This window comes from Streptosporangium sp. NPDC004379 (assembly GCF_042873875.1).
Classification (GTDB): domain Bacteria; phylum Actinomycetota; class Actinomycetes; order Streptosporangiales; family Streptosporangiaceae; genus Streptosporangium.
Window position 1 is genome coordinate 345,943 of the sequence record NZ_JBIAMC010000008.1, and the last position, 24,754, is coordinate 370,696.

A 24,754-nucleotide genomic window follows, 5' to 3' on the forward strand; every position below is an offset into this window, starting at 1 on the left:
GCTCAGACGAGGAGGGAGACGGAGATGAAACTGGTCGAGCGGGAGGAGGAGCTGGCCTGCCTGCAGGCCCTCCTCGACAGCGCGGTGCTGGGCAGGGGCAAGGTGGCGCTGGTCGGCGGCGCCGTCGCGACGGGCAAGAGCGCGTTGCTGCACGTGTTCGCCGAACAGGCCATCGAGCGGGGCGCGCTGGCCGTCACCGCGACGGGCTCCCGCATGGAGCGGGACCTGCCCCTGGGCGTGCTCGGCCAGCTCATCCAGGACGCGCCGCTGGTCCCCGAGGAGCGCGACCGGGCGCTGGCGCTGCTGAGCGAGGGCGCGCGCACCGTGCTCGCGGAGGAGCCGGGGGACACCGGCGGCCGGCAGATCGACGCCCAGACCGTCCACGTCCTGTGCACCGTCCTGCTGGAGCTGTCGGAGCGGTACCCGCTCATGATCATCGTCGATGACGTGCACCACGCCGACCGCGCCTCCCTGCTCTGCCTGGCGTACCTGGCGCGGCGGGTACGGCTCGCCCGCATCGTGATGGTGTTCGGCCACGCCGACCACGGCCGCTGGGCCGACGGCTTCTTCCAGACCGAGCTGGTCCGCCAGCCGCACTGCCGCCGCATCCAGCTCACCCGGCTGTCACGGGCCGGGGTGGCGGCCCTCGTCGAGGAGGAGACGGGCCGGGAGACGGCCGAACGGCTCGCCGACGAGTGGTACGCCCTCAGCGGCGGCAACCCCCTGCTGACCACCGCCCTGGCCGACGACTACCGGCAGCTCGCCCGGTCCGCCGGTGAGGAGCCGCCGGACGGGATCACCGCTGGCGACCACTACGGCCAGGCCGTGCTGTCGTGCCTGCAGCGCGGCCACGAGCAGACCATGCGGGTGGCCCGGGGCCTGGCGATCCTCGGTGAGCCCGAGACGCTCGACCGGCTGCTCGGCCTGCCCGGCCCCGACGTCGGCAGGGAACTGCACTCCCTGAGCGCCGCCGGGCTGCTCACCCTCGGCAGGTTCCGGCACGACGCCGTCCGCGAGGCCGTCCTCGCCGGGACGGACGCCCGGGAGCGGGCGGACCTGCACCGCCGGGCCGCGGAGCTGGGCTACGACCTGGGCTCCTCCCCGGCGGTGATCGCGGGACACCTGCTGCTGGCCGGCCGGGTCGAGGCCCCCTGGGTCGTGCCGATCCTGGAGGAGGCCGCCAGGAGCGCCCTGCGCAACGGGCAGGTGGAGACGGCGGTCGACTACCTGCGCATGGCCTGGCGCGAGTGCGCCGACGAGACCCAGCGCGCGAAGATCATGACGATGCTGGTGCGCGCCGAGTGGCGGATCAACCCCGCCGCGCCGACCGGGCATCTCGCCGAGCTGACCGAGGCGATGAACCGGGGCAGCCTGCGCGGCGTCGACGCCGTCGTGCTCGCCCGGGCGCTGCTGTGGTACGGCCGCTTCGACGACGCGCGCGACGTGCTCGAACAGCTCAACCGGCCGGGCGCCGGGGCGGACCCCGAGACGGTCGCCGAGCTGGTGGTGAGCCAGCTGTGGCTGCGGGCCACCCATCCGCCCTTCCTCGACCGGCTGCGGCACCTCGCCGGCGACCGGGGCCTGGCGACCATGGTCTCGGTGTCGGTCAGCCGGCGGCTGGAGTCGGCGCTCGCGCTCGCCGAGGTCCTCACCCGGGGCCCGCGCGAGGAGGACATGGACGCCGTCGAGCGGATCCTGGAGGACTCCCGCCTGGACGAGATGACGCTCGACACCGTCGAGAACTCGCTGCTGGCCCTCACCTACGCGGGCCGCTGCGAGCGGGTGGCCCCCTGGTGCGACCTGTTCAGCGTCGAGGCGTCGTCCCGGCAGGCGCCGAGCCGCCAGGCCCGCCTCGCCGCGATCCGCGCCGAGATCGCCGTCCGCCAGGGCGACATGTCCGCCGCCGAGCACCACGCGCGCCTGGCCCTGGACATCATCCCGGTGAGCAGCTGGGGCGTCGCCATCGGCGGGCCGCTGAGCAGCCTGATCCTCGCTCTCACCGCGATGGGCAAGTACGACGCGGTGCGCGAGTACCTGGACCGGCCGGTGCCCGAGGCGATGTTCCAGACCCGCTACGGCCTGCACTACCTGCACGCCCGGGGCCGCCACAGCCTGGCCACCGACTACTTCGCGCTGGCGCTGCGCGACTTCCAGCGGTGCGGCGACCTGATGGCCGCCTGGAACCTCGACACGCCCGGCCTGATCCCCTGGCGGGCCGACGCCGCCGAGGCGTGCCTGCGGATGGGCCAGGCGGACGAGGCCCGGCAGCTCGTCCAGGCGCAGCTCGACCTGTGCGGCCCCGGCGCGACCAGGGGCCGGGGCGCCGCGCTCCGGCTGCTGGCCGCCGTCTCCGAGCTGCGCCGCCGTCCCCCGCTGCTGCGCCAGGCGACCGAGTACCTCCAGGCCGCGGGGGACAGGTACGAGCTGGCCCGCGCGCTGTTCGACCTGGTCGAGGTCTACGAGGCGCTCGGCGAGCACCGCCGCGCCAAGACGATCGCCGGGCGGGCGCGGGCCGTGGCCCTGGAGTGCCACGCCCAGCCGCTGGCCAGGACTCTGTCGCGCGCCGACGACCCCGGCGCGCCGCCGGCCCTGCCCGCCGGGGACATGATCGGCATGCTGAGCGACGCCGAGCGGCGGGTCGCCGCCCTGGCCGCGGCCGGATACACCAACCGGGAGATCGCCGCGAAGCTCTACATCACGATCAGCACGGTCGAGCAGCACCTCACCCGCACCTACCGCAAGCTCAACATCAGCCGCCGCGCCGACCTGCCGCTCGTCCTGGAGTTCGGCGACCAGCTCGTCGTCTGAGACTCCTCCCGGGCCCGTCCGGACCCCGAAATCCGCCGGGCCCGGGAGGGCACTCCCGAAGGTGCGCGCCGCCGTCGCCGGGTGCGACGGTCGTAGCCGGAGGTGTGCCGTGGAGGAGAACCCGGTCCTGACCGTCGTGCGGGGCAACCCGACGGCGGAGGAGCTCGCAGTGGTCGTCGCGGTCCTCACCGCGCGGGCCGCGGCCGCGGCGGCGGCGGCCGCGGAGCTCGCCGAGCTCGCTGAGATCACTACGGCAGGCCGTCCCCGGAGCGCCTGGAACGCCGAACCGGCCTGGAGCGCCGGGACGATCTGGGACGCCGGCTCCGCCTGGAGCGTCTGGGCCGCCTGGAACGCCGGGGCGGTCCGGCCCGCCGCGGCCTCCCGCTGACCCGCCGGTCCTCGTACGCCGTCCTCCCGTACGCCGGTCCCCGTACGTCGGTCCATGCACGCGTGCTGCCGCGGCCCCGGCCGGTGCGCCCGGTCGTTCCGATGGGAAAATCCCGATCCGCGGTCCGATCTGTGATCGTTCCGGTTGAATACGCCCCATGAGCGATCTGGCGACCGTCCTCTCGGCCTGGCTGGACGGGCAGTCGACCACCGGCATGGACCTGTACGGGATCAGGATGCTGGCGGTCGGCCGGTTCGGGAAGGGGCTCCTGTTCCTCGCGGGACTCTCCGTCGGCCTGGACCTGCTGGATCCCGACAAGGTCAGGGAGCGCGGCGAGGCGAGCGGAGAACGCGCCGAGCGCACCCTCGCCCGCGGCCGGCGCCGACGCGACGTGGCACGGCTGGCCGCGCTGCACAAGGCCGTCACCGAGGACATGGTCACCGTGTGGTCGGTGTCGGCGGACGACATCAACGGCCCGATCAGCGGCCTCTCCGTCCACCGCACGCCTCCCGGCCGGGTGCCCGAGGGACTCGACGTCACGCTGGAGACCTACCGAAGCTTCCACCGCGCGGTCATCGGCGAGCTGCCCGCCCACACCGAGAACGAGTACACGCACGCGAAGCGCCGCGCCGCCGAGTTCCTGGGGGACCACCTCGGTGGCCCCGACCGCGCGCTGTTCGCCGAGGCGGAACGGGCCGACGGCGCCGAGGGCTGCGCCGTGGCCGCCCTGGCCGCCGTGTTCGTCACGCTGGTGTCCGTCGTCGTCGCCCTCAGGACGAGCCCCGCGGCCGTGCCGTGGGCGGCCGCGGCGATGCTCACCGCGGCCGTCCTGCTCCTGCTCGCCCTCTCCACCGTGTCGCGCCTGACGGTCGCCGCCGCCTGGCGGTGGTTCCTCGGGCGGGCGCTGCGGCGGCTCGCCGCCACGCTGCGGAGCGCCCGGCCGTTCCACGGGTTCCGGAAGGCGGCCTTCGCACTCTTCTTCGCCGGGAGCATCCTCGACATGCTCGCCTCCTGACCCTCTTCCTCCTTCTCCGCCCGTGCGGACCGTCCCCGCGTCCGCGGGCCCCGCATTCTGTGAAAAGCCCGAGCGGGCCGCCGGTCGCATCCTGAGTGGTGTGCGCGGGGCGTTCCCCCGCACGCCGGGACGCCCGCGGCGGCGGTCCCGGGTCTCCGGGTGGTCTGAGGAGAGCGCCATGTCGACATTCTTCGGCTCGTTCCGCCGGTTGCTGCTGGCGCCGTCCCTGGCGGACGTGACGTTCGCGGTGCGCGGCTTCCCAGGCGCGTCGTCGCCGGCGGCCGAACGGCTGGAGGCGATCCCGCAGTCCGTCGTGTGCGGCTTCGAGTGGGGCATCGACGCGCGGAACCAGTGGGAGGTGGAGCGGCGGCTGGGCATGATCGACGTGGAGCTGCGCGGTTTCGCCTACGAGGGCGCCACGATGGCGCTGACCGTCCTCGACGCGATGGGCGGGGGCCGCGGCCACCGTACCCGCGACCTGCTGCTCGGGCCCGGCCGCCCGCACATCTTCCTCACCTACATCGGCATCGGCTTCGCCATGGCGCGGCTGCCCCGGCCGCTGTGGAAGAAGGTCGTCCCCGACCTGGGCGAGACGCCGTACCACCCGACGATGAGCTGGCTGGCGGTGGACGGCTACGGCTTCGACCGGGCCTACTTCGACACCCGGCGCTGGGTGGACGAGCAGCGGGTGCCCGCCCCCTACGCCTGGGAGGGGTCGCCCGGCTACTTCAACCGGGCCGTCGACCAGGGCATCGGCCGCGCCCTGTGGTTCATCCACGGCGCGCGGACGACGGACGTCTCCGCCGCGGTGCGCCGCTTCGCCGCCGGCCGCCAGGCCGACCTGTGGAGCGGCGTCGGCCTGGCGGCGACGTTCGCCGGCGGCTGCGGGACCGAGGCGCTGGCGGCGATGGGGGCGGAGGCCGGCGAGCACCGGGCCGAGCTGGCCCTGGGCGCGGTCTTCGCGGTCAAGGCCCGGGACCACGCCGGGTTCGTCCCCGAGCACACCGCGGCCGCCACCGCCGCGCTGACCGGCCTGGCGGTCGCCGACGCCGTCGCGCTCGCCGACGACACCGCCGTCGATCCCCACGGTTCCGGCCCGGTTCCGCAGTACGAGGTGTGGCGGCGGCGGATCCACGCCCGCTTCGCGCCGGACCGCGTCGGGCGCTGAACCCGGGCCCGGTGGCCCGGAGCACCGCACCCGGGCCCTCGTGCCCGGAGCACCGGATCCGGGCCACCGGGCCGGGATCGCCGGACCGCCGGGGCGCCGCGATCCCGGCCGCCGGGCGCCGGTCCGCCGGGCCCCATCGCCCGGCCGTGACGCCCGGTGAATTCATCGCGCCATTCATGAATGGTCCGACCGGCTGTTTTTCCGATCGCCGGAAAATGTCGCGCGCCCTGCCGGAAAGCGTGCCGGATGAGCACTTCCGAAGTGGAGGGCCCAGCTCGGCATATGCGTGAATCTATCAAAGGACACCTGTTGACGAGGGGTGGAGGGGTTGGGTTGGCCAGCATGTTCCGGTCATTGAGGCGTCGTGTCCTGACGCCGGACATATCAGAGACGAAACTTGCCACCCGGGGTTTCCACGTGAAGGACGACGCGTCCCGGGAATTGCTGGAGACGGTCGGCGAGACATTTCTCACCGGCTACGCCTTCGCGGCCGAGACCCGTTCCGCGGCCGAGGCCGAGGAACGCCTGGAGGAGATCCCCCGGCGCTTCCGGGGCTTCGCCTACGAGGGCGCGGGCATGGCCTTCGCGATCCTCGACCGGCTGACGCCGGGCGGCGGGCACCGTACCGCCGACTCCCTCGCCGGACGGGGTGACGCCCACAACTACATGATCTACGTCGGCATCGGCTGGGCCATGGCGCGGCTGCCGCGCTTCCTGTGGCCGGACAGCCGGGGGCTGGACCCGCTGCTGCTGTGGCTCGTCCACGACGGCTACGGCTTCCACCAGGCCTACTTCCACACCCGGAAGTACGTGCACGAGCAGTACCGCGAGACGCGCTTCCCCTGGCCGGCCGGCGGGCCCGAGGCGTACGCCGCCCGCGCCATCGACCAGGGCATCGGCCGCGCGCTGTGGTTCGTCGGCGGTACCGACGTCGAACACGTCGTCTCGCTGGTCGAGCGGTTCCCCGCCTCGCGCCGGGCCGACCTGTACGCCGGCGTCGGCCTGGCCGCGACCTACGCGGGAGGCGCGCCCGAGGACGAGCTGCTGGAGCTGCGCGAGCGGGCCGGGACGCACCGGCCGCAGCTCGCCCAGGGCAGCGCGTTCGCGGCCGAGGCCCGGGTCCGCGCCGGCCTGCTGGTGCCGCACAACGAGGTCGCGACCCGGGTGCTGTGCGGCACCACGCCTGAGGACGCCGCCCTGACCAGCCGCCGGACCCGCCCCGACGGGCCCGTCTCCGGCGACCTGCCCGCCTACGAGGTGTGGCGGCGCCGCATCGCCAATGAATTCGCATTTGCTGGAGGTGTTACTCCGTGACCACGACAGCTGGCTGGCTGCGCAGGCAACTGCCGGGAATCGTCGCCCTCGTCATGATGGCGGCCCTTTTCGTGGCGGGCCGCCCGTCCTTCGCCTCCGAGGAGGAGAAGGCCGGACTGGCGAGCGCCTACGCGTTCGAGCCGATGAGCATCGCGCTGCCCGCCGGGTACACGCAGAAGACGGTTCGCAAGGTGAACCAGCGCTACAGCAACATCGACGCCTGGATCTCCTCGGTCGGGGCCGGCATCGCCATGAACGACCTCGACATGGACGGCCTGTCCAACGACCTGTGCGTCACCGACACCCGGATCGACCAGGTCGTGGTGACCCCCACCCCCGGCGCGAAGGCCGACCGCTACCGGCCGTTCGCGCTGAACCCCGGTTCGCTGCCGATGAGCGACACGATGGCGCCCATGGGCTGCCTGCCCGGTGACTACAACGAGGACGGCCGCACCGACCTGCTGGTCTACTTCTGGGGCCGCACGCCGATCGTCTACCTCGCCAAGAGCGGCGCCACGCAGCTCTCCGCGGACGCCTACGTGCCCACCGAGCTGGTGGCGGGCGTCGGCACGGCGAAGTACACCGGGCCGCAGTGGAACAGCAACACCGCCACCGCCGCCGACTTCGACGGCGACGGTCACCTGGACGTCTTCATCGGCAACTACTTCCCCCACGGCCCCGTCCTGGACCCGAAGGTCAACGGCGGCGTGGAGATGAACGACTCCATGTCGGCGGCCGTCAACGGCGGCGAGGACTACTTCTTCCGCTGGACCGGCGCCACCGCCGGCGAGCAGCCGACGGTCAGCTTCGCCAAGCTCGACGACGTCCTGCCCGTGAACGTCTCCAAGGGCTGGGAGCTCGGCGCCAGCACCGCCGACCTGGACGGCGACCAGCTGCCCGAGCTGTTCCTGAACAACGACTTCGGCAAGGACCGGCTGCTGTACAACCGCTCCACCCCCGGCCGCATCGCCTTCTCCCTCGTCGAGGGCAAGTCCTCGCCGATCGTGCCCAAGTCCAAGGTGCTGGGCCACGACTCGTTCAAGGGCATGGGCTCCGACTTCGGCGACCTGGACGGCGACGGCCTCTACGACATCTTCGTCAGCAACATCACGACCTCCTTCGGCATCGAGGAGAGCAACTTCCAGTTCATGTCCACCGCCAAGGACCGGGCCGAGGTCGGCTCCGAGCTGAAGCGCGGCGTCGCGCCGTTCGCCGACCGCAGCGCCCCGAGCCGCACCGCGTGGTCCGGCTGGGGCTGGGACGTCAAGATCGACGACTTCGACAACGGCGGTGTCCCGGCGATCGTCCAGGCCACCGGCTTCGTCAAGGGCGACGTCAACCGCTGGCCGCAGCTGCAGGAGCTCGCCACCGCCAACGACGGCGTGCTGCGCAACCCGCACTCCTGGCCGACCGTCCACGAGGGCGCCGACATCGGCGGCAACCAGACGCTCGCCTTCTTCGTCAAGGACGCGAAGACGGGCCGCTACGCCGACCTGTCGCCGCAGCTCGGCATGGCCATCCCGGTGCCCACCCGCGGCATCGCCACCGGTGACGCCGACGGCGACGGACGGCTCGACATCGCGGTCGCCCGCCAGTGGGACGCCCCGGTCTTCTACCACAACCAGAGCCCGTCCCCCGGCGCGTTCCTGGAGCTGCGGCTGAACCACGAGAACGCCGCCGGCGCCGCCCCGTCCGCCGCCTCGCCCGCGATCGGCGCCGAGGTGAAGGTGACCCTTCCCGGCGGCCGCGTCGCCATCGGCAAGGTCGACGGCGGCAGCGGCCACTCCGGCCGCCGCAGCCACGAGGTGCACATCGGCCTCGGCCGGGACGTCACCGGCCCGCTGCCGGTGCACCTGACCTGGCGCGACCGGACCGGACAGGTCCACGAGCAGGATCTTCAGCTGACCCCGGGCCGGCACACCGTGCAGCTCGGCTCGCAAGCGAAGGAGCAGTGACGACATGGCCGAGAAAGCCAAGACGCCTCCGCGGCACGACCCGAAGGTCATCACGGCCCTGCGCCGGTTCGCCCTCTCGATCACGGTCTTCAACATCCTCGGCTACACGGTCCTCGGATTCGAGCAGCCCTGGACGTGGCCCCTCATCGCCCTGGCGACCGCCTACACCACCGAGATCGTCCTGGAGCTGATCGGCGCCAGGGTCGAGGGCCGCACCCCGCGCTTCCGCGGCAACGGCCCGCGCGGCGTGATGGAGTTCCTCTACCCGGCGCACATCAGCGGCATCGCGATGAACATGCTGATCTACGTCAACGACCAGGTCCTGGTGATGATGTTCGGCGTCGTCGTCGCCGTCGGCACCAAGTGGGTCATCCGGGCCCCCGTCCGCGGCCGGCTGCGCCACGTGATGAACCCCTCCAACTTCGGCATCGCCGTCATCCTGCTGCTGTTCCCGTGGGCCAGCATCGCGCCGCCGTACCACTTCAGCGAGAACGTCACCAACCCGATCGACTGGATCATCCCCTGCGTGATCATCGTCTTCGGCACCATGCTGAACGCCAAGCTGACCAACCGCATGTGGCTGATCGGCGCCTGGGTGATCGGCTTCGCCCTGCAGGCCGTCGTGCGCAGCGTCATCCTCGACGACGTCGCCCTCCTCGGCGGCCTGGCCATGATGACCGGCGTGGCGTTCGTCCTGTTCACCAACTACATGATCACCGACCCGGGCACCACGCCGTCCAAGCCGCTGTCGCAGGTCGCCTTCGGCGGCGGCGTCGCCCTGGTGTACGGCCTGCTGACCGGCATGAGCATCCCCTACGGCATCTTCTTCGCCACCGCGACCGTCTGCCTGGTCCGCGGCGCCTTCCTGTGGTCCCTGCACATCGTCGGCAAGGCCCGCGAGCGGGACGCGGCCCAGGTCAGCGCGGCGGCCGAGCAGGCCCTCGCCCCGGCCCGGAAAGAGGTCGCGAAAGTATGACCAGGCTCGCCATCGTCGGCATGGCATGCCGTTACCCGGATGCCACCTCGCCGCGGGAGCTGTGGGAGAACGCCGTCGCCGGGCGGCGGGCCTTCCGCCGGCTGCCCGACGTGCGGATGCGGCTCGACGACTACTGGGACCCCGACCCCACGGCCCCCGACCGCTTCTACGCCCGCACCGCCGCGGTCATCGAGGGCTACGAGTTCGACCGGCTCGCCTACCGCGTCGCCGGCAGCACCTACCGCTCCACCGACCTGACCCACTGGCTCGCCCTCGACACGGCCGGCCGGGCGCTGGCCGACGCCGGCTTCCCCGACGCCGAGGGCCTGCCCCGCGAGCGCACCGGCGTGGTGGTGGGCAACACCCTCACCGGTGAGTTCACCCGGGCCAACGTGCTGCGGCTGCGCTGGCCGTACGTGCGCCGGACCCTCGCCGCGGCGCTGAAGGAGCAGGGCTGGGACGACGGGCGGCTGGAGGCGTTCCTCGCCGACTACGAGGCCGCCTACAAGAGCCCGTTCCCGCCCATCGACGAGGACACCCTCGCCGGTGGCCTGTCCAACACCATCGCCGGGCGGATCTGCAACCACTTCGACCTCAACGGCGGCGGCTACACCGTGGACGGCGCCTGCTCGTCGTCGCTGCTGTCGGTGGTGACCGCCGGCAAGGCGCTGGCCGACGGCGACATCGACGTCGCCGTCGCCGGCGGGGTGGACCTGTCCATCGACCCGTTCGAGATCGTCGGGTTCGCCAAGACCGGGGCGCTGGCCAAGAACGACTTCCGCCTCTACGACCGCCACTCCAACGGCTTCTGGCCGGGCGAGGGCTGCGGCATGGTCGTGCTGATGCGGGAGAGCGACGCGCTGGCCGCCGGGCACCGGATCTACGCCACCGTCGCCGGCTGGGGCATCTCCTCCGACGGCCGGGGCGGCATGACCCGGCCGGAGGTCAGCGGCTACCAGCTCGCCCTGCGCCGCGCCTACGAGCGGGCCGGGTTCGGCATCGAGACCGTCCCCCTGTTCGAGGGCCACGGCACCGGCACCGCCCTGGGCGACGCGACGGAGCTGAAGGCGCTGTCGGGCGCCCGCTCCGCCGCCGACCCCTCGGCGCCGCCCGCCGCGGTCGGCTCGATCAAGGGCATGATCGGCCACGCCAAGGCCGCGGCCGGCGTGGCCGGCCTGATCAAGGCCGTGATGGCGGTGCACGGGCAGATGCTGCCCCCCACCGTCGGCTGCGTCGACCCGCACCCGGTGCTGGCCGAGGAGGGGGCGGCCCTGCGCGTGCTGCGCAAGGCCGAGCCCTGGCCGGACGGCGCCCCGCTGCGGGCCGGCGTCACCGCCATGGGCTTCGGCGGCATCAACACGCACGTCGTGCTGGAGAACGCCGCCCCCCGGCGGCGTTCCCCGCTGCCGGGCCGCGCCCGCGCCCTGGCCGCCTCGCTGCAGGACGCCGAGCTGCTGCTGGCCGACGCGGCCTCGCCGCAGGCGCTGCGCGAGCGGCTCACCGAGCTGGCGGACTTCGTGCCGAAGGTGTCCTACGCCCAGCTCGCCGACCTGGCCGCGACGCTCCAGCGGGAGCTGCGCGGCCTGCCGTACCGGGCCGCGGTGGTCGTCACCTCCCCGGAGGACGCCGAGCGGCAGCTCCAGCGCCTGATCACCGCGCTGGAGGCGGGCGAGACCGCCGTGCTCGCCCCGGACGGCCGCGCCTTCCTCGGCCGGGCCGGCGGCCCGGCCAGGGTCGGCTACCTCTTCCCCGGCCAGGGGTCGGGCCGCGGCACCAGCGGGGGCGCGCTGCGCCGCCGCTTCGCCGAGGTCGAGGAGCTCTACCTGCGGGCCGCGCTGCCCGAGGGCGGCGACACGGTGGCCACCGCCGTCGCCCAGCCGCGCATCGTCACCGGCTCCATGGCCGGTCTGCGCGCCCTCGCCCTGCTGGGCGTGGACGCCGACGTCGCGCTCGGCCACAGCCTGGGCGAGCTGTCGGCCCTGCACTGGGCCGGCGCGATGGACGAGGACACCCTGCTGCGCGTGGCGACCGTACGGGGACAGGCGATGACCGAGCACAGCGCCTCGGGCACCATGGCCGGCGTCCGCGCCACCCCCGGCACGGTGACCGGCCTGATCGGCGACCTGCCCGTCGTCATCGCCGGCTACAACGGCCCCGGCCAGACCGTCGTCGCCGGGCCCGTCGACGCGGTCGAGACGGTCGGGCGCCGCGCCGCCGAGGCCGGTCTGACCTGGACCCGGCTGCGGGTGTCGCACGCCTTCCACTCGCCGCTGGTCGCCCCGGCGGCCGAGGTCCTCGGCGCCCGCCTGGCGGACGAGGACTTCGCCCCGACGGACCGCCGCGTCGTCTCCACCGTCACCGGTGAGGACCTGGCGCCGGACACCGACGTCCCGGCGCTGCTGCGGCGGCAGATCACCGAGCCCGTCCGGTTCACCCAGGCCGTACGGCAGGCCGCCCCCGGCGTCGACCTGTTCGTCGAGGTCGGCCCGGGACGGGTGCTCAGCGGCCTGGCCGCGAACATCACCGACGTGCCGGTGGTCGCGCTGGACACCGACGACGAGTCGCTGACCTCGCTGCTCCGCGTGGCCGGCGCCGCCTACGTCACCGGCGTGCCCATCGCGCACGAGGAGCTGTTCCACGGCCGCCTCGTCCGGCCGCTGGAGGTGGGGGAGGAGTTCTCCTTCTTCGCCAGCCCCACCGAGCAGGCGCCGCAGATCGGGATCGGCGCGGCCCACCGCGTCACGGAGGCCGCCCCCTCCGCCGCACCGGCCGCCGAGGCCGGGCAGTCCGTCGCCGCGGCGGGTCAGGAGGGCGAGACGACCATCGACCTGCTGCGCCGCCTGGCCGCCGAGCGCGCCGAGCTGCCGCTGGAGATGGTCACCGAGGACAGCCGTCCGCTGGACGAGCTGCACCTCAGCTCGGTCACGGTGATGCACATCATCGACCAGGCCACCCAGCGGATGGGCGTGCCCGCCGCGCAGGCCCCGACGAACCTCGCCACCGCCAGCCTCCGGGAGCTGGGCGAGGCGCTCGACGGCCTGGCCAAGGCCCCCCAGGCGCAGCCCGCGAAGATCGTGGCCGGCGCCGCCGCGTGGGCCCGGCCGTTCGCGCTCGACCTGGACGAGATGCCGCTGCCGGAACGGCCCGCGGTGCGCGAGAGCGGCCAGTGGCGGCTGTTCGCCGGCGCCGGCTCCCCGATCGCCGAGCCGCTCCGCCAGGCCCTCGAGAACGGGAGAGTCGGATCAGGTGTCCTGGTGTGCCTACCGCCGGAGTGCCGGAGGGAAGACCTGGAGCAGGCGCTGCTCGGCGCCAAGGCGGCCGTCGCCGGTCCCGCGGGCACCCGGTTCGTGCTGGTTCAGCACGGCCGGGGCGCGGCCGGCCTGGCCAAGACGCTCCAGCTGGAGACCCCCCAGCTCCGCGTCACCATCGTGCACGTACCGGCGGCCGCCGAGGCCGTCGGCTGGGTGGTAGACGAGGTCGCGGCCACCACCGGCTACGCCGAGGCGTACTACGACGCCTCGGGCGTGCGGCGGGTGCCCACCATGCGCGCCCTGCCGGTACGGCCGGCCCGCACCGAGCAGCCGCTCGGCGCGGAGGACGTCCTGCTGGTCACCGGCGGCGGCAAGGGCATCACCGCCGAGTGCGCCCTGGCCGTCGCCGCCGACAGCGGCGCCAGGCTGGCCGTGCTCGGCCGGTCCGACCCGGCGGAGGACACCGAGCTGGCGGCCAACCTCCGCCGGATGACCGAGGCCGGGGTGGCCGTCCACTACGCCCGCGCCGACGTCACCGACGCCGGGCAGGTCCGCCGCGCCGTCGCCGAGGCCCAGGCGGCGCTCGGGCCGGTCACCGCCGTGCTGCACGGCGCCGGCCGCAACGAGCCGGCCGCGCTGACCAGCCTCGACATGGCCGCCTTCGCCCGCACCTTCGCCCCCAAGGTGGACGGCCTGCGCAACGTGCTCGACGCCGTCGACGTCGCCGGGCTGCGCCTGCTCGTCACCTTCGGCAGCATCATCGGCCGCGCCGGGCTGCACGGCGAGGCCCACTACGCCACCGCCAACGAGTGGCTGGCCGAGCTCACCAGGGAGGTGGCCGACAAGCACCCCCGCTGCCGCGCCGTCTGCATGGAGTGGTCGGTCTGGTCCGACGTCGGCATGGGCGAGCGGCTGTCGGTGGTGGAGGGGCTGACCCGCCAGGGCATCACCCCGATCACCCCGCAGCAGGGCGTGCAGATCATGCGCCGCCTGGTCGCCGACCCCGACGTCCCGCCCGTCGTGGTCATCAGCGGCCGTACCGAGGGCATCGACACCGTCCGCTACGACCTGCCGCCGCTGCCGCTGCTGCGCTTCGTCGGCAAGCCGCTGATCCGCTACCACGACGTCGAGTTCGTCACCGACGTCGAGGTCAACCCCGGCACCGACCTCTACCTCGCCGACCACCTCCTCGACGGCAACCTGCTGTTCCCGGCGGTGATCGGCATGGAGGCCATGGCCCAGGTCGCCCACGCCGCCACCGGGCGGCAGGGCGCGCCGGTCGTCGAGCACGCCGAGTTCCTGCGGCCGATCATCGTGCCGCCGGACGGCAGCACCACGCTGCGGATCGCCGCGGCCGTCACCGACGACGACACCGTCGCGGTCACGATCCGCAGCGCCGAGACCGGCTTCGACGTGGACCACTTCCGCGCCCGGCTCGCCTACACCGGCGAGCCCGCGCCGCAGGGCCCGCCCGGACAGGTCGCCGACGGCCTGCCCGCGGTGCCGCTGGACCCGGGGACGGAGATGTACGGCGACGTGCTGTTCCAGGGGCGGCGCTTCCACCGGCTGCGCCGCTACCACCGGGCCGCGGCCCGCCACGTCGACGCCGACGTCGCGGCGCTGGAGTCCGGCGACTGGTTCGCCCGGTACCTCCCCGGGGACCTGCTCCTGGGCGACCCGGGCATGCGCGACGCGCTCATGCACGGCAACCAGGTCTGCGTCCCGGACGCCACGCTGCTGCCCACCGCGATCGAGCGGGTGCACGCCGGCGGCGCGGCGCTCGCCGAGGCCGGGGAGCTCCGCTACTGCGCCACCGAGCGCAGCCGCGAGGGCGACACGTACATCTACGACATCGCGGTGCGCACCCCGGCCGGCGACGTCGTGGAGCGCTGGGACGGCCTGCGGCTGCAGGCCGTACGGAAGAAGGACGGGCGGGGCCCCTGGGTGACGCCGCTGCTCGGCTCCTACCTGGAGCGGACCGTCGAGGACCTCGTCGGCGTCCGGGTCGCGGTCGCCGTCGAGCCCTTCACCGCCGCCGACGCCGCCGGCGGTCCCGCCGGGGCGGAGGACGGCGAGGCGGCCCGGGAGCGGGCGGCCGTGGGGCTGGGCCGGGCGCTCGGCCGTCCGGTCGCACCCGGCGCGCCGGGGACCGGCGGCGAGGCCGGCGCCGAGATCGACGGCGCGACGGTCTCCGTCGCCCACGGTCCCGGCGTGACGCTCTGCGTCGCCACCCTCGGCACGCTCGGCTGCGACGTCACGGGGGCCGCCGCGCGGACGCCCGCGGAGTGGGCGGCCCTGCTGGGACCGCACACCCCGCTCGCCGAACGGGTCGCCTCCGTCACCGGCGACGGCCCCGACACCGCCGCCGCGCGCGTCGCCGCGGCCGCCGCGTCCCTGACGCGGGCCGGCCTGCCGAAGGAGTCGTCCCTGACCCTGACGGGGGAGGGGAGCGGCGCCTGGGCCGTGTTCGCCGCCGACGGCGTGCGCGTCGCGACGCTCGTCACGACCCTGCGGGACGCCCCCGACCCCGTCGTCTTCGCGATCTGCGTCCCGGAACGGACGCCGGTCGCGAGCGAGCAGCCAGAAGGGCGGTCACAGGAATGAGCAAGTACTACGAATACCTGCACACGGTCGGTTTCGAGGAGACCAACATCGTGGGCAACGTCTACTACGTCAACTACCTGCGCTGGCAGGGCCGCTGCCGGGAGATGTTCCTCAAGGAACGCGCCCCGGAGGTCCTCGCCGACCTGCAGGACGACCTGAAGCTGTTCACCCTCAAGGTCGACTGCGAGTTCTTCGCCGAGATCACCGCGTTCGACGAGCTGTCCATCAGGATGCGCCTGCTGGAGCTGGGACAGACCCAGGTGGAGTTCGGCTTCGACTACGTACGGCTCGGCAAGGGCGACGGTGAGGGCGAGACCCTCATCGCCCGCGGCAGGCAGCGGGTGGCCTGCATGCGCGGGCCCAACACCCGCACGGCACCAGCCAGGGTCCCCGAGCCGCTCGTCCGGGCGCTCGAACCGTATGCCAACTAGGCGCGGATCCAGGAGGTCAGCGTGAAAGTCGACCAATCTACGACGTCTTCCACGGTGGATGACGCCAAGGCGTTGCGGCGGGCGTTCGGAGCCTTCGCCACCGGCGTCACCGTGGTGACGACGGGAGGGCCCGTTCCGCACGCCATGACCGCCAACTCCTTCACCTCGGTCTCGCTCGACCCGCCGCTGGTGCTGGTCTGCATCGACCGGGGAGCGGTCATGCACCAGTGCCTCAGCATGACGGGGGTCTTCGGGGTCTCGGTGCTGGGCGCCCGCCAGGAGAAGGAGGCGCGGCACTTCGCCAACCGCTACCGGCCGATGGGCATGGCGCAGTTCGACCCCGTCGAGTGGCTCCCCGGCGAGCTGACCGGCGTGCCGCTCATCGGCGGCACGGTCGCCCGCTTCGAGTGCGAGCTGTGGCGCTCCTACGACGGCGGCGATCACACGATCTTCATCGGGAAGGTCCTGGGCATGGAGCAGCAGGCCGACGGCGACGGCCTGCTGGTCTACCGGGGCCAGTTCCGGGAGGTCACCTCCTACTGGCGGGAGGTCCCGGCATGAGCCTGCTGGGGGAGCGCACCCGGCCGGCCGCCCCCGCGGCATGGCCGGGCACGCGCCGGCGCGGCACCGGCGCGGTGCCGCCCGGCCCCCCGCTCCGCGCCACGCCGGGCCTGTTCGCCAAGCTCGTGACCGACCGCATCGGGCTGTTCGCCGAGGCGACCGCCCGGTACGGCGACGCGGTCCGGCTGTCCATCGGCCCCAAGTCGATCTACCTGTTCAACCACCCCGACCACGCCAAGCACGTCCTGGCCGACAACAGCGGCAACTACCACAAGGGCATCGGCCTGACCGAGGCCCGCCGGGTCATCGGCGACGGGCTGCTGACCAGCGAGGGCGAGCTGTGGCGGACGCAGCGCCGCACCATCCAGCCGATGTTCCAGAACAAGCGGATCGTCCACCAGGACGAGGCCGTCGCCGACGAGGCGGCGCGCCTGGTCGCGCGGCTGCGCTCCCACGCGGGCGGGCCGCCGGTGGACGTCGCCGAGGAGATGACCGGCCTGACCCTCGGGGTGCTGGGCCGTACCCTGCTCGACGCCGACCTCGGCGCCTTCTCCTCGATCGGCCACTCCTTCGAGGCGGTCCAGGACCAGGCCATGTTCGAGATGGTGTCGCTCAGCATGGTGCCGCTGTGGCTGCCGCTCCCCGGGCACCTGCGGTTCCGCCGGGCCCGCCGGGAGCTGTACCGGGTGGCCGACCACCTCCTCGCCTCCCATCTCCGGCGCCTCCTGAACGGCGACGCCGGGGACGGCGGGGACGGCGGGGGCAGCGGGGACGGTCTGGTCGGGAGGCTGCTGCGCTCCGCCGCGCAGCCGGCGGGCGATCCGCGCGCCGCCCACCGGCGGCTCCGCGAGGAGCTGGTCACGCTGCTGCTGGCCGGGCACGAGACGACGGCGAGCACGCTGTCGTGGGCCTTCCACCTCATCGACCGTCACCCGGAGGTGGGGGAGCGGCTGCGGGCGGAGGCCGTCGAGGTGCTGGGCGACCGGCCGCCCCGCTACGAGGACCTGCACCGGCTGCGGTACACGGCGATGGTCGTCGAGGAGGTCATGCGCCTCTACCCGCCCGTGTGGGCCCTGACCCGCAAGGCCCTGGCCGCCGACGAGGTCGGCGGCTACCACGTCCCCGCCGGCGCCGACGTCGTGGTGAGCACCTACACCCTGCACCGGCACCCCGGCTTCTGGGACGACCCCGACCGGTTCGATCCGGAGCGGTTCGACCCGGCTGCGCCTGCCGCCAGGCCCAGGTACGCCTACATCCCGTTCGGTGCGGGGCCGCGCTTCTGCGTCGGCAACCACCTGGGGATGATGGAGGCGACGTTCGTCATCGCCATGGTCGCCCGAGAGCTGCGGCTGACCGGCCTGCCGGGCCGCGAGGCGTTCCCGGAGGCCATGCTCTCCCTGCGGGTCCGCGGCGGCCTGCCCATGACCGTCCAGGCGGTCTGACGAGCCCGTACGGCGGGCCCCGGCGAAGGGGCCCGCCTCGCGGGCTTCTCCGCGTGTTCCGTGCCGTTACGCGCGGACGCGGAACGCGACAGGCCCCGGGCGGTGTCTCCACCGCCCGGGGGCCGCCGTGTTCCGTCTCCGTCAGTACCGGCCGCCTCCGCTCAGCGCGCCCGCCGGCCGGGCCGGGCACACCGCGCGCGCCGGCCGGTCCGGCTCCTCCTCTTCCACCGGACGGCTCGCCCCCGCGGGGTCCGACGCCGACAGCAGGTCGCGCAGCGCCAGCAGCACCGGCGGGTCGAGCGGCCGCATCGGCCGCAGCTCGATGTCGGCGAGCTGGGGTCCGGCGCCCGGTCCCACGGTGACCGGCCGGCGCGCCAGGCAGAGCGCGTCGCCGTCACCCGGCCGGTACCGGACGGCGTCCTCGTAGCCGGGGGCGACGGACTGCGCGATCAGGTGCCAGCGGCCCTCCGGAACGTCCTTGAGCACGTACGGTCCCGGGCCGTCGAGCAGCGTGTAGCAGACGGGGCGGCCCTCCAGGATCCGGTCGGGGAACAGCCCCGCGAAGATCGGCCGGTCCTTCAGCGGGGAGATCACGGTCCCGCTGACCGTCACGGCCGGGCCCGGCGCGACCCGGGCGCGGCCGTCGTCGAGGGACTGCGGGGTCACGCTCTTGAGCAGCCGGTACCGGCTGGGGGACAGCCCCACGCTGCCGGTGAACCGGGAGCTGAAGGTGCCCACGCTGGAGTAGCCGACCTGGTGGCTGATGTTGGTGATGCTCAGGGAGGTCGAGGCGAGCAGCCGCTTCGCCTCGCCCAGCCGTACGGCGGACAGGAATCGTCCCGGGGACAGCCCGGTCACCCGCTGGAAGACACGGGAGAAGTGGAACTTGCTGAACATCGCGGTCCGTGCCATGTCGTCGACGGTGATCTGGTCTCCGAGGTTCTCATGCATGCTCTCGATCACTCGCAGGACGGCTCGCTCGATTACGTCATCCATGGCTCCTCCTGGGGTCCGGAGGCTTTCTGGTGGACAGGCCCGGACGAACGGGCCTTCGAAATAGGCCGGAATCTCTCCTGGCGCGGCAGCATCCGGTGGGCGCCGTCGAGCGCTTTCTCGGAAGCGGCCTGGGATTTATTTCCTGCGTCCTTCTTCTTCGTCGACATGTACACGCGGTGAGAGCCTTCCGGCGCTGCACCGCCACGCCGATAAATTCGCCCCGATATATGGGCGATATATCCGTGACGACATGTGTTCGGAGCGTGTCCGGGGTTCTCCCGGGCTGGTCACGGGCACCTTGCCGATATCTCCACCGCCGTCTGCGGGCGGCGGAAAAGACCGCCGGAGCGGTTCTGCTCTTTCACGGCGGCGCCCCGTGCGGGCGCCTTTCCCCTAGCGTGCCCCCGCGTCCCTTCGCGTTCCTATCGCGCTCCTATCCGACCGGCTCGCGGGCCGGTCGGATGCGGAAAAGAGGCGGCGGGCCGTGCGATCCGGTGGCCGCCCGGGGATGGAGACGGCCCCGGGGCCGCCCGCCGGCGACCCTCCGCCGCCGGTCTGCGAGCTGGTCACCTGGGGAGCGTATGCCCGCTTCGCGGGCCCGAGCGCGGGTTCGCCGGTTTTCTGGGGTGGGGGTGCCCGGAGTAAGGGCAGGTCAGAAGGCTCTAGGGGTTGTTGGTCCGGAAGAGTGCGCCAATTGTGAGGAGGTCGGACAAGAAGTGCCGAAACAACTGTTTGTCAGATTTAACCCCTTTTAACGTCCTATGTTCATAGGGCGTTCTTGGAGTGTGAAAAATGGCCGGGACACGCGACGACGAGTTCGCGCACTTCGTCGAGGCATCCAGGTCCGCCCTGCGGCGCGCCGCGTTCCAGCTCTCCGACGACTGGTACGAGGCCGACGACCTCGTCCAGCGCACCCTGATGACCCTGCACCGGCACTGGGAGCGGCTGGACCACCACGAGAAGATCAACGCGTACGCGCGCACCGTCATGACACGGCTGCTCATCAGCGACCGCAGGGCGCACCGGTGGTCCCGGGAGGTGCTCGGCGACTCGGTCCCCGAGTCCGTCCCCGCCCCCGACCCCTACGCCACCCTTGGCGACCGCCTGATGCTCATGGACGCCCTCGCCGGCCTCGGCCCGCGCCAGCGGGCCGCCGTCGTCCTGCGCTACTGGGAGGACCGCAGCGTCGAGGAGACCGCCCGCGTGATGGGCAGCGGCTGCTCGACCGTGCGCAGCCAGACCGTCCGCGGCCTGGCCGCCCTCCGCTCGGCCCTCCAGGCCGAGGGCGACGGCAACGTGGAAGATGCGCCGGACGAGGCGTTGTCCGGACCATGTGGAGAACCCGAGCTCAACTAGATGCGAGGAACGCGTATGCGCCCGCCAGCTCAGAACGAACCCCAGGACGACAGGACCATGACCCTCGAGGCGTTCGCGGACACGATCATCCCCGGCGAGAAGCGCTGGCCCGGGGATCGGGCCGTCGCGGGCGCGGCGCCGGGCGGCGGCGCGGTGGCCGCCGGGGCCATCGAGCTGCTGGAATGGGACGCGACCGGTATCTCCGGTGGCCTCGCCGACTTCGCGCGGGCGCTGGACGAGCACGCCCTGGCCTACGCCGCCCAGCACGGGATCGCGCTGGAGGAGGACGTCCCGCCGTTCGTGGCCCTGGACCACGCCGGCCGTACCGCGCTGGTGGCGACGCTCACCGCGCCCGGCCACCCCGAGAAGGCCCTGTGGGTCAGCCTCGCCCTGTTCAGCAACATGGCCTACGACTCCGCCGCGCACCTGAACACCGCCGACGCCCTCGCCGCCGGCCACCCCGGGCTGACCGCGATGGGCGTCACCCGGCCCGACGCCGACGGCCTGTGGCGGTTCCCCGCCTACTCCTACGGCCGCCCCCTGGCGGACCTGCACCCGGACACGACCCCCTCAGGGAGCCCCGCATGAGCAGCCCGGAACGCACCGACGTCCTGGTGGTGGGAAGCGGCTTCGGCGGCTCGATCACCGCCTACCACCTCGCGGCCGGCGGCGCGAAGGTCGTCATCCTCGAACGCGGCCCCTGGCTGAAGAGCGACGACTTCGAGCACGACTTCAAGCTCGGATCGTCCTACACCCGCGCCTTCGACTTCGTCGTGGGCGACGGCATGAGCATCCTCGGCGGCAACTGCGTGGGCGGCGGCAGCGTCGTCTACTTCGCCGCCATGCCCCGCGCGCCGCGCTTCGTCTTCGATCGCCGCGGCGGCATCAACCGCCGCATGTGGCCCGCCGCCGTCAGCCGCGACACCCTCGACCCCTGGTACGACCGGGTCGCCGAGTCCATCCCGATCACCCACCAGGGCTGGGAGGACGCCACGTACTCCGGGGGGCTGTGGGCCGCCGCGTGCCGTCACGCAGGCCGTACGGCCAACCCCGTCCCGGCCGCCGTGGACCGGGGCAAGTGCGTCAACTGCAACTGGATGATGGCCGGCTGCCGCTTCGACGCCAAGCAGTCGCTGCTGCTCAACTACCTGCCCGCGGCCCTCGCCCACGGGGCCGAGATCCGCCCGCTGCACGAGGTGCAGCGGATCGACCGGACCGACGACGGCGGCTACCGCGTCCACTACAGCGTCGTCGACGGCGAGGACTACCGGGTCACCTCCGGCGACGGCGCGATCGACGCCAAGATCGTCATCCTCGCCGCCGGGGCCGGCGCCACCCCGGTCATCCTGCAGCGCAGCGAGGCCGGCCTCGGCCCGATGCCGCACGCCGTGGGCCGCTACTTCTCCGGCAACGGCGAGCGGCTCAACACGGCCGTCCTCAACGAGGACCGGGTGCGCGAGGTGCTCGGCCTGGACCGCGGCGACGGCCCGGCCTACGCCGCCAACCAGATCGGCAAGGGGCCGACCGTGGCCAACTGGGACCGGCTGGACGGCTCGCTGCCCGAGTACACCCGCTACTCCCTCGAACAGCTCTACTTCCCGCCGGGCCTCGGCACCATCCTCGCCCAGGCGCCCGGCGCGAACCCCGGATGGTTCGGCGTGGAGAAGAAGGAGATGCTGAAGCGCTGGCAGTCGTGGCTGATCATCTTCCAGATGATCGAGGACGACAACGAGGGCGTGTTCGGCCCGCCGCCGGCCCGCGGCAACGCCGACCGCCTGTCGCAGCAGATGCTCGGCATCGGCCGGCTCAGCTACAAGCCGACCGCCAACACGATCCGCGCCTGGGAGATGGCCGACGCCGACGTCAAGGACATCCTGGAGCGCGACGGGCTGGCCACGGTGACGCCGTGGACCAACGACCTCGTCGGCGCCTACACCGTCCACCCGCTGTCCTCCTGCCGCATCGGCGACGACCCGCACACCTCGGCCCTGGACGACCGGCACGAGCTGCGCGGCCACCCCGGCATCTTCGTCACCGACGGCTCCGCCGTGCCGGGCGCGCTGACCGTCAACCCCGCGATGACCATCGCCGCCCTGGCCGAGCGGGCCGTCCCCGGCATCGTCCAGGCGGCGCGGGAGCGCGGCGTCGAGGTCACCTACGGCGCGCCCGCCCCGGACGGCTCCACCGCCGGCCGTCGCGGCGTCACCACGTTGATCCCGGAACTCACGCGACGGTGACCGCGCCGACGGCAGGACCGGCGGGGGAGAGGAGACAGGCGATGATCCGGATGCTCGCGCGGCTGATGCGCCCGGGAACGCTGATCCAGGTCCGGCACGTCTCCCCGGTACGGCCGGGCGCCGCGCGCGGCCTCGTCGCGCGGGTCTACCGGCAGCTCGAAGACGACTTCGGCGTGCTCGCCCCGCCGGTCATGCTGCACTCGCCCTCGCCGGAGGCGCTGGCCGCCTCCTGGACGATGCTGCGCGAGTCGCTGCTGGCCGCCGGGCGGACAGGCCGGGCGGAGCGGGAGGCGGTCGCCGCCGCGGTGTCGGCCGCCAACGCCTGCCCGTACTGCACCGGCGTCCACACCGGGACGCTGCACGGCCTGCTCCCCGGGACCCGCGCTGACGGGGCCGCCGGCGACCCCGCCGTGGCGGAGGCCGCCGAGTGGGCCCGGGCGACCGCGACCCGTGAGAGGGCCCTGCGGCACGCGGCCCCGCTCCCGGCGGAGCGGACGGCGGAGCTCGCCGCGGTGGCGGTCACCTTCCACTACCTGAACCGCATGGTGAACGTGTTCCTCGACGACTCCCCGATGCCGCCGCGGTTGCCCGGGGGCGTGCGCCGCCCCCTGGAACGGCTGCTCGGCCGACTCATGCTCCCGGCGGCGCGCCGGGCCGCCGTGCCCGGCGCCTCCCCCGCCCTGCTCCCCGCCGCCCCGCCCGCGGATTCGGCGTACGGCGTGGAGGCGGCGTGGGCGGACGCCGTGCCGCACTTCGCCGACGCCTTCGCCCGGGCGTCCGCCGCCGCCGGAGACTACGGCCGGCGATCGGTGCCCCGCCGGGTGCGGGAGCTGGTCGCCGCCGAGCTGGCCGCCTGGGACGGCGGGCCGGCCGGCCTCAGCCGCGTGTGGGCGACGGCCGCGGCGGACCGGCTGCCCGCCGCCGAGCGTCCCGCGGGCCGGCTGGCCCTGCTCACCGCGCTCGCCTCGCACCAGGTGGACCGGACGGTCGTCGAGGAGTTCCGGGGCGCAGGGGCGGGCGACCGGGAACTCGTCGAGCTGACCTCGTGGGCCGCCCTGGCCGCGGCGCGGCGGGTGGCCTCCTGGACGCCCGTGCCACCCGTGACATCCGTGCCACCCGTGACGCCCGGCTCCACCCCGGCCCCCGCTCCCGCCGGTCATCAGGTCCCCGCCCCCGGCGGGGCCACCGCCCGGCACACCCCGGCGTGACCGGCCGCCCCGGCCGTACCGCCCCACGACATCCGATGCGCCACCCGACGGAAAACGACAAGTAGGAGGACGGACGCGTGACCGACCTGGAGATCGTACTCGCGGACCTGACGGCCGACGGCGAGCAGCTCGACCGCCTGGTGGCGGGCCTGGACGCCGACCAGTGGAAGCTTCCCACCCCCGCGACCGGCTGGACGGTCGCCGACCAGATCGCCCACCTGGCCTTCATCTTCCGGCTGGCCGGCGCCGCCGCCGCCGACCCCGAGGCGTTCAAGGCCATGACCGCCAAGGCCCAGGAGAACTTCGACGGCGCGGTGAACGCCGCGCTGAAGGACTACGAGAACGACACCCCCGAGACGCTGCTGGCCCGCTGGCGGGCCGAGCGCGAGGCCGTGGTGCCGGCCCTGGCCGCCGTCCCCGACGGGCAGGTCGTGCCCTGGCTGGTCAACCCGCTGCCGCCCATCGTGCTGGCCTGCGCCGGCATCATGGAGCAGTTCGCCCACGGCCAGGACATCGCCGACGCCCTCGGCGTGGAGCTGGAGCGGGGCGGCAGCCTGCGTCACCTGGTGGTGTTCGCCGTCCTCACCCGCGACTTCGGCTACCTCTCCCGGGGCCTGACGCCGCCGGCCGCCGAGTTCCGCTTCGAGATCACCGGCCCCTCCGGCGAGCTGTGGGCCTACGGCCCCGAGGACGCCGAGCAGCGGATCAGCGGCCCGGCGGTCGACTTCTGCCTGCTGGCCACCCGGCGCCGCCACCGCGACGACCTCGCGGTCACCGCCGTCGGCGACGAGGCCGACCGCTGGCTGGACATCGCCCAGTGCTACCGGGGCCCGGCCGGCGCCGGCCGCACCCCGGGCCAGTTCGCCCCCGCCCTGCGCTAGATCCGTTTCGCGGGTCCCCGCCACGGCGGGGACCCGCGGCTCCGGGACCCGGGCCGCGCGCTCGCGGGCTAAGGCGTGTCTGATAAATGATCTCGGTGGTGCGGTTAGATGATGCCTCGTGGTGCGACGAGGTGAACTGACCGACAAAGCCTGGCAGCGGATC

At 73.7% G+C, this 24,754-nt stretch carries 17 protein-coding genes; 16 read left to right on the forward strand and 1 reads right to left on the reverse strand.

Translation table 11 applies throughout. The features are described from left to right. The first annotated feature begins 24 nt into the window (after positions 1-24). The 11 genes from ACFYSC_RS20090 to ACFYSC_RS20140 all read left to right on the forward strand — a co-directional run bounded on the left by ACFYSC_RS20090 (position 25) and on the right by ACFYSC_RS20140 (position 17,913). On the forward strand, positions 25-2,808 hold the full coding sequence (locus ACFYSC_RS20090; protein ID WP_389963514.1) for an AAA family ATPase: 2,784 nt from the start codon (positions 25-27) through the stop codon (positions 2,806-2,808). 109 nt (positions 2,809-2,917) lie between these two features. Beyond that, positions 2,918-3,196 (forward strand): acyl-CoA carboxylase epsilon subunit, encoded by a 279-nt coding sequence (locus ACFYSC_RS20095; protein ID WP_389963517.1) that lies wholly within the window; start codon positions 2,918-2,920, stop codon positions 3,194-3,196. 157 nt (positions 3,197-3,353) lie between these two features. After that, positions 3,354-4,211 carry a hypothetical protein gene (locus ACFYSC_RS20100; RefSeq protein WP_389963520.1) on the forward strand — a complete coding sequence of 286 codons (858 nt, stop codon included), beginning with the start codon at positions 3,354-3,356 and terminating at the stop codon, positions 4,209-4,211. Between the two features lie 178 nt (positions 4,212-4,389). Beyond that, positions 4,390-5,379 carry a DUF1702 family protein gene (locus ACFYSC_RS20105; RefSeq protein ID WP_389963523.1) on the forward strand — a complete coding sequence of 330 codons (990 nt, stop codon included), beginning with the start codon at positions 4,390-4,392 and terminating at the stop codon, positions 5,377-5,379. Between the two features lie 342 nt (positions 5,380-5,721). Then, positions 5,722-6,693, forward strand: a complete 972-nt coding sequence (locus ACFYSC_RS20110) for a DUF1702 family protein (protein WP_389963526.1) — start codon at positions 5,722-5,724, stop codon at positions 6,691-6,693. Next, positions 6,690-8,648 (forward strand): CRTAC1 family protein, encoded by a 1,959-nt coding sequence (locus ACFYSC_RS20115; RefSeq protein WP_389963529.1) that lies wholly within the window; start codon positions 6,690-6,692, stop codon positions 8,646-8,648. Before ACFYSC_RS20110 ends, ACFYSC_RS20115 begins: the two co-directional genes overlap by 4 nt. 4 nt (positions 8,649-8,652) lie before the next feature. After that, positions 8,653-9,624 (forward strand): enediyne biosynthesis protein, encoded by a 972-nt coding sequence (locus tag ACFYSC_RS20120; RefSeq protein ID WP_389963532.1) that lies wholly within the window; start codon positions 8,653-8,655, stop codon positions 9,622-9,624. After that, on the forward strand, positions 9,621-15,479 hold the full coding sequence (locus tag ACFYSC_RS20125) for an SDR family NAD(P)-dependent oxidoreductase (protein ID WP_389963535.1): 5,859 nt from the start codon (positions 9,621-9,623) through the stop codon (positions 15,477-15,479). Before ACFYSC_RS20120 ends, ACFYSC_RS20125 begins: the two co-directional genes overlap by 4 nt. After that, complete coding sequence (locus tag ACFYSC_RS20130) at positions 15,476-15,910, forward strand: acyl-CoA thioesterase (protein WP_362941906.1); 435 nt, start codon at positions 15,476-15,478, stop codon at positions 15,908-15,910. Before ACFYSC_RS20125 ends, ACFYSC_RS20130 begins: the two co-directional genes overlap by 4 nt. Before the next feature lie 21 nt (positions 15,911-15,931). After that, on the forward strand, positions 15,932-16,471 hold the full coding sequence (locus tag ACFYSC_RS20135; RefSeq protein WP_389963538.1) for a flavin reductase family protein: 540 nt from the start codon (positions 15,932-15,934) through the stop codon (positions 16,469-16,471). After that, positions 16,468-17,913: a cytochrome P450 gene (locus ACFYSC_RS20140; protein WP_389963541.1), complete on the forward strand. Its 1,446-nt coding sequence runs from the start codon at positions 16,468-16,470 to the stop codon at positions 17,911-17,913. The genes ACFYSC_RS20135 and ACFYSC_RS20140 overlap by 4 nt, the downstream gene beginning before the upstream one ends. 141 nt (positions 17,914-18,054) lie before the next feature. Here the strand turns inward: ACFYSC_RS20140 and ACFYSC_RS20145 are convergent, their stop codons facing one another. After that, positions 18,055-18,909, reverse strand: a complete 855-nt coding sequence (locus ACFYSC_RS20145) for a helix-turn-helix domain-containing protein (protein WP_389963544.1) — start codon at positions 18,907-18,909, stop codon at positions 18,055-18,057. A 792-nt stretch (positions 18,910-19,701) separates the two neighbouring features. Here ACFYSC_RS20145 and ACFYSC_RS20150 point away from each other — a divergent pair. The 5 genes from ACFYSC_RS20150 (at position 19,702) to ACFYSC_RS20170 (ending at position 24,591) form a co-directional block, all read left to right on the forward strand. Continuing rightward, on the forward strand, positions 19,702-20,265 hold the full coding sequence (locus ACFYSC_RS20150) for a SigE family RNA polymerase sigma factor (RefSeq protein WP_389963547.1): 564 nt from the start codon (positions 19,702-19,704) through the stop codon (positions 20,263-20,265). Between the two features lie 15 nt (positions 20,266-20,280). Further along, entirely contained in the window at positions 20,281-20,853 is a 573-nt protein-coding gene (locus ACFYSC_RS20155; RefSeq protein ID WP_389963550.1) for a DUF5987 family protein, read from the forward strand. Then, the gene (locus tag ACFYSC_RS20160; RefSeq protein WP_389963553.1) at positions 20,850-22,502 is read left to right on the forward strand and encodes a GMC family oxidoreductase N-terminal domain-containing protein; all 1,653 of its coding nucleotides are present in this window, start codon (positions 20,850-20,852) and stop codon (positions 22,500-22,502) included. Before ACFYSC_RS20155 ends, ACFYSC_RS20160 begins: the two co-directional genes overlap by 4 nt. 41 nt (positions 22,503-22,543) lie before the next feature. After that, entirely contained in the window at positions 22,544-23,710 is a 1,167-nt protein-coding gene (locus ACFYSC_RS20165) for a carboxymuconolactone decarboxylase family protein (RefSeq protein ID WP_389963556.1), read from the forward strand. 77 nt (positions 23,711-23,787) lie between these two features. Then, positions 23,788-24,591, forward strand: a complete 804-nt coding sequence (locus ACFYSC_RS20170) for a TIGR03084 family metal-binding protein (RefSeq protein ID WP_362941882.1) — start codon at positions 23,788-23,790, stop codon at positions 24,589-24,591. Positions 24,592-24,754: the final 163 nt, after the last annotated feature.

Excerpts from the sequence above, each read along its gene's own strand:
- ACFYSC_RS20130 (WP_362941906.1), top strand. The coding sequence starts at position 15,476 with ATGAGCAAGTACTACGAATACCTGCACACGGTCGGTTTCGAGGAGACC.
- ACFYSC_RS20145 (WP_389963544.1), bottom strand. The coding sequence starts at position 18,909 with ATGGATGACGTAATCGAGCGAGCCGTCCTGCGAGTGATCGAGAGCATG.
- ACFYSC_RS20140 (WP_389963541.1), top strand. The coding sequence starts at position 16,468 with ATGAGCCTGCTGGGGGAGCGCACCCGGCCGGCCGCCCCCGCGGCATGG.
- ACFYSC_RS20160 (WP_389963553.1), top strand. The coding sequence starts at position 20,850 with ATGAGCAGCCCGGAACGCACCGACGTCCTGGTGGTGGGAAGCGGCTTC.
- ACFYSC_RS20125 (WP_389963535.1), top strand. The coding sequence starts at position 9,621 with ATGACCAGGCTCGCCATCGTCGGCATGGCATGCCGTTACCCGGATGCC.
- ACFYSC_RS20105 (WP_389963523.1), top strand. The coding sequence starts at position 4,390 with ATGTCGACATTCTTCGGCTCGTTCCGCCGGTTGCTGCTGGCGCCGTCC.
- ACFYSC_RS20150 (WP_389963547.1), top strand. The coding sequence starts at position 19,702 with ATGGCCGGGACACGCGACGACGAGTTCGCGCACTTCGTCGAGGCATCC.
- ACFYSC_RS20155 (WP_389963550.1), top strand. The coding sequence starts at position 20,281 with ATGCGCCCGCCAGCTCAGAACGAACCCCAGGACGACAGGACCATGACC.
- ACFYSC_RS20165 (WP_389963556.1), top strand. The coding sequence starts at position 22,544 with ATGATCCGGATGCTCGCGCGGCTGATGCGCCCGGGAACGCTGATCCAG.
- ACFYSC_RS20120 (WP_389963532.1), top strand. The coding sequence starts at position 8,653 with ATGGCCGAGAAAGCCAAGACGCCTCCGCGGCACGACCCGAAGGTCATC.
- ACFYSC_RS20110 (WP_389963526.1), top strand. The coding sequence starts at position 5,722 with ATGTTCCGGTCATTGAGGCGTCGTGTCCTGACGCCGGACATATCAGAG.
- ACFYSC_RS20090 (WP_389963514.1), top strand. The coding sequence starts at position 25 with ATGAAACTGGTCGAGCGGGAGGAGGAGCTGGCCTGCCTGCAGGCCCTC.
- ACFYSC_RS20100 (WP_389963520.1), top strand. The coding sequence starts at position 3,354 with ATGAGCGATCTGGCGACCGTCCTCTCGGCCTGGCTGGACGGGCAGTCG.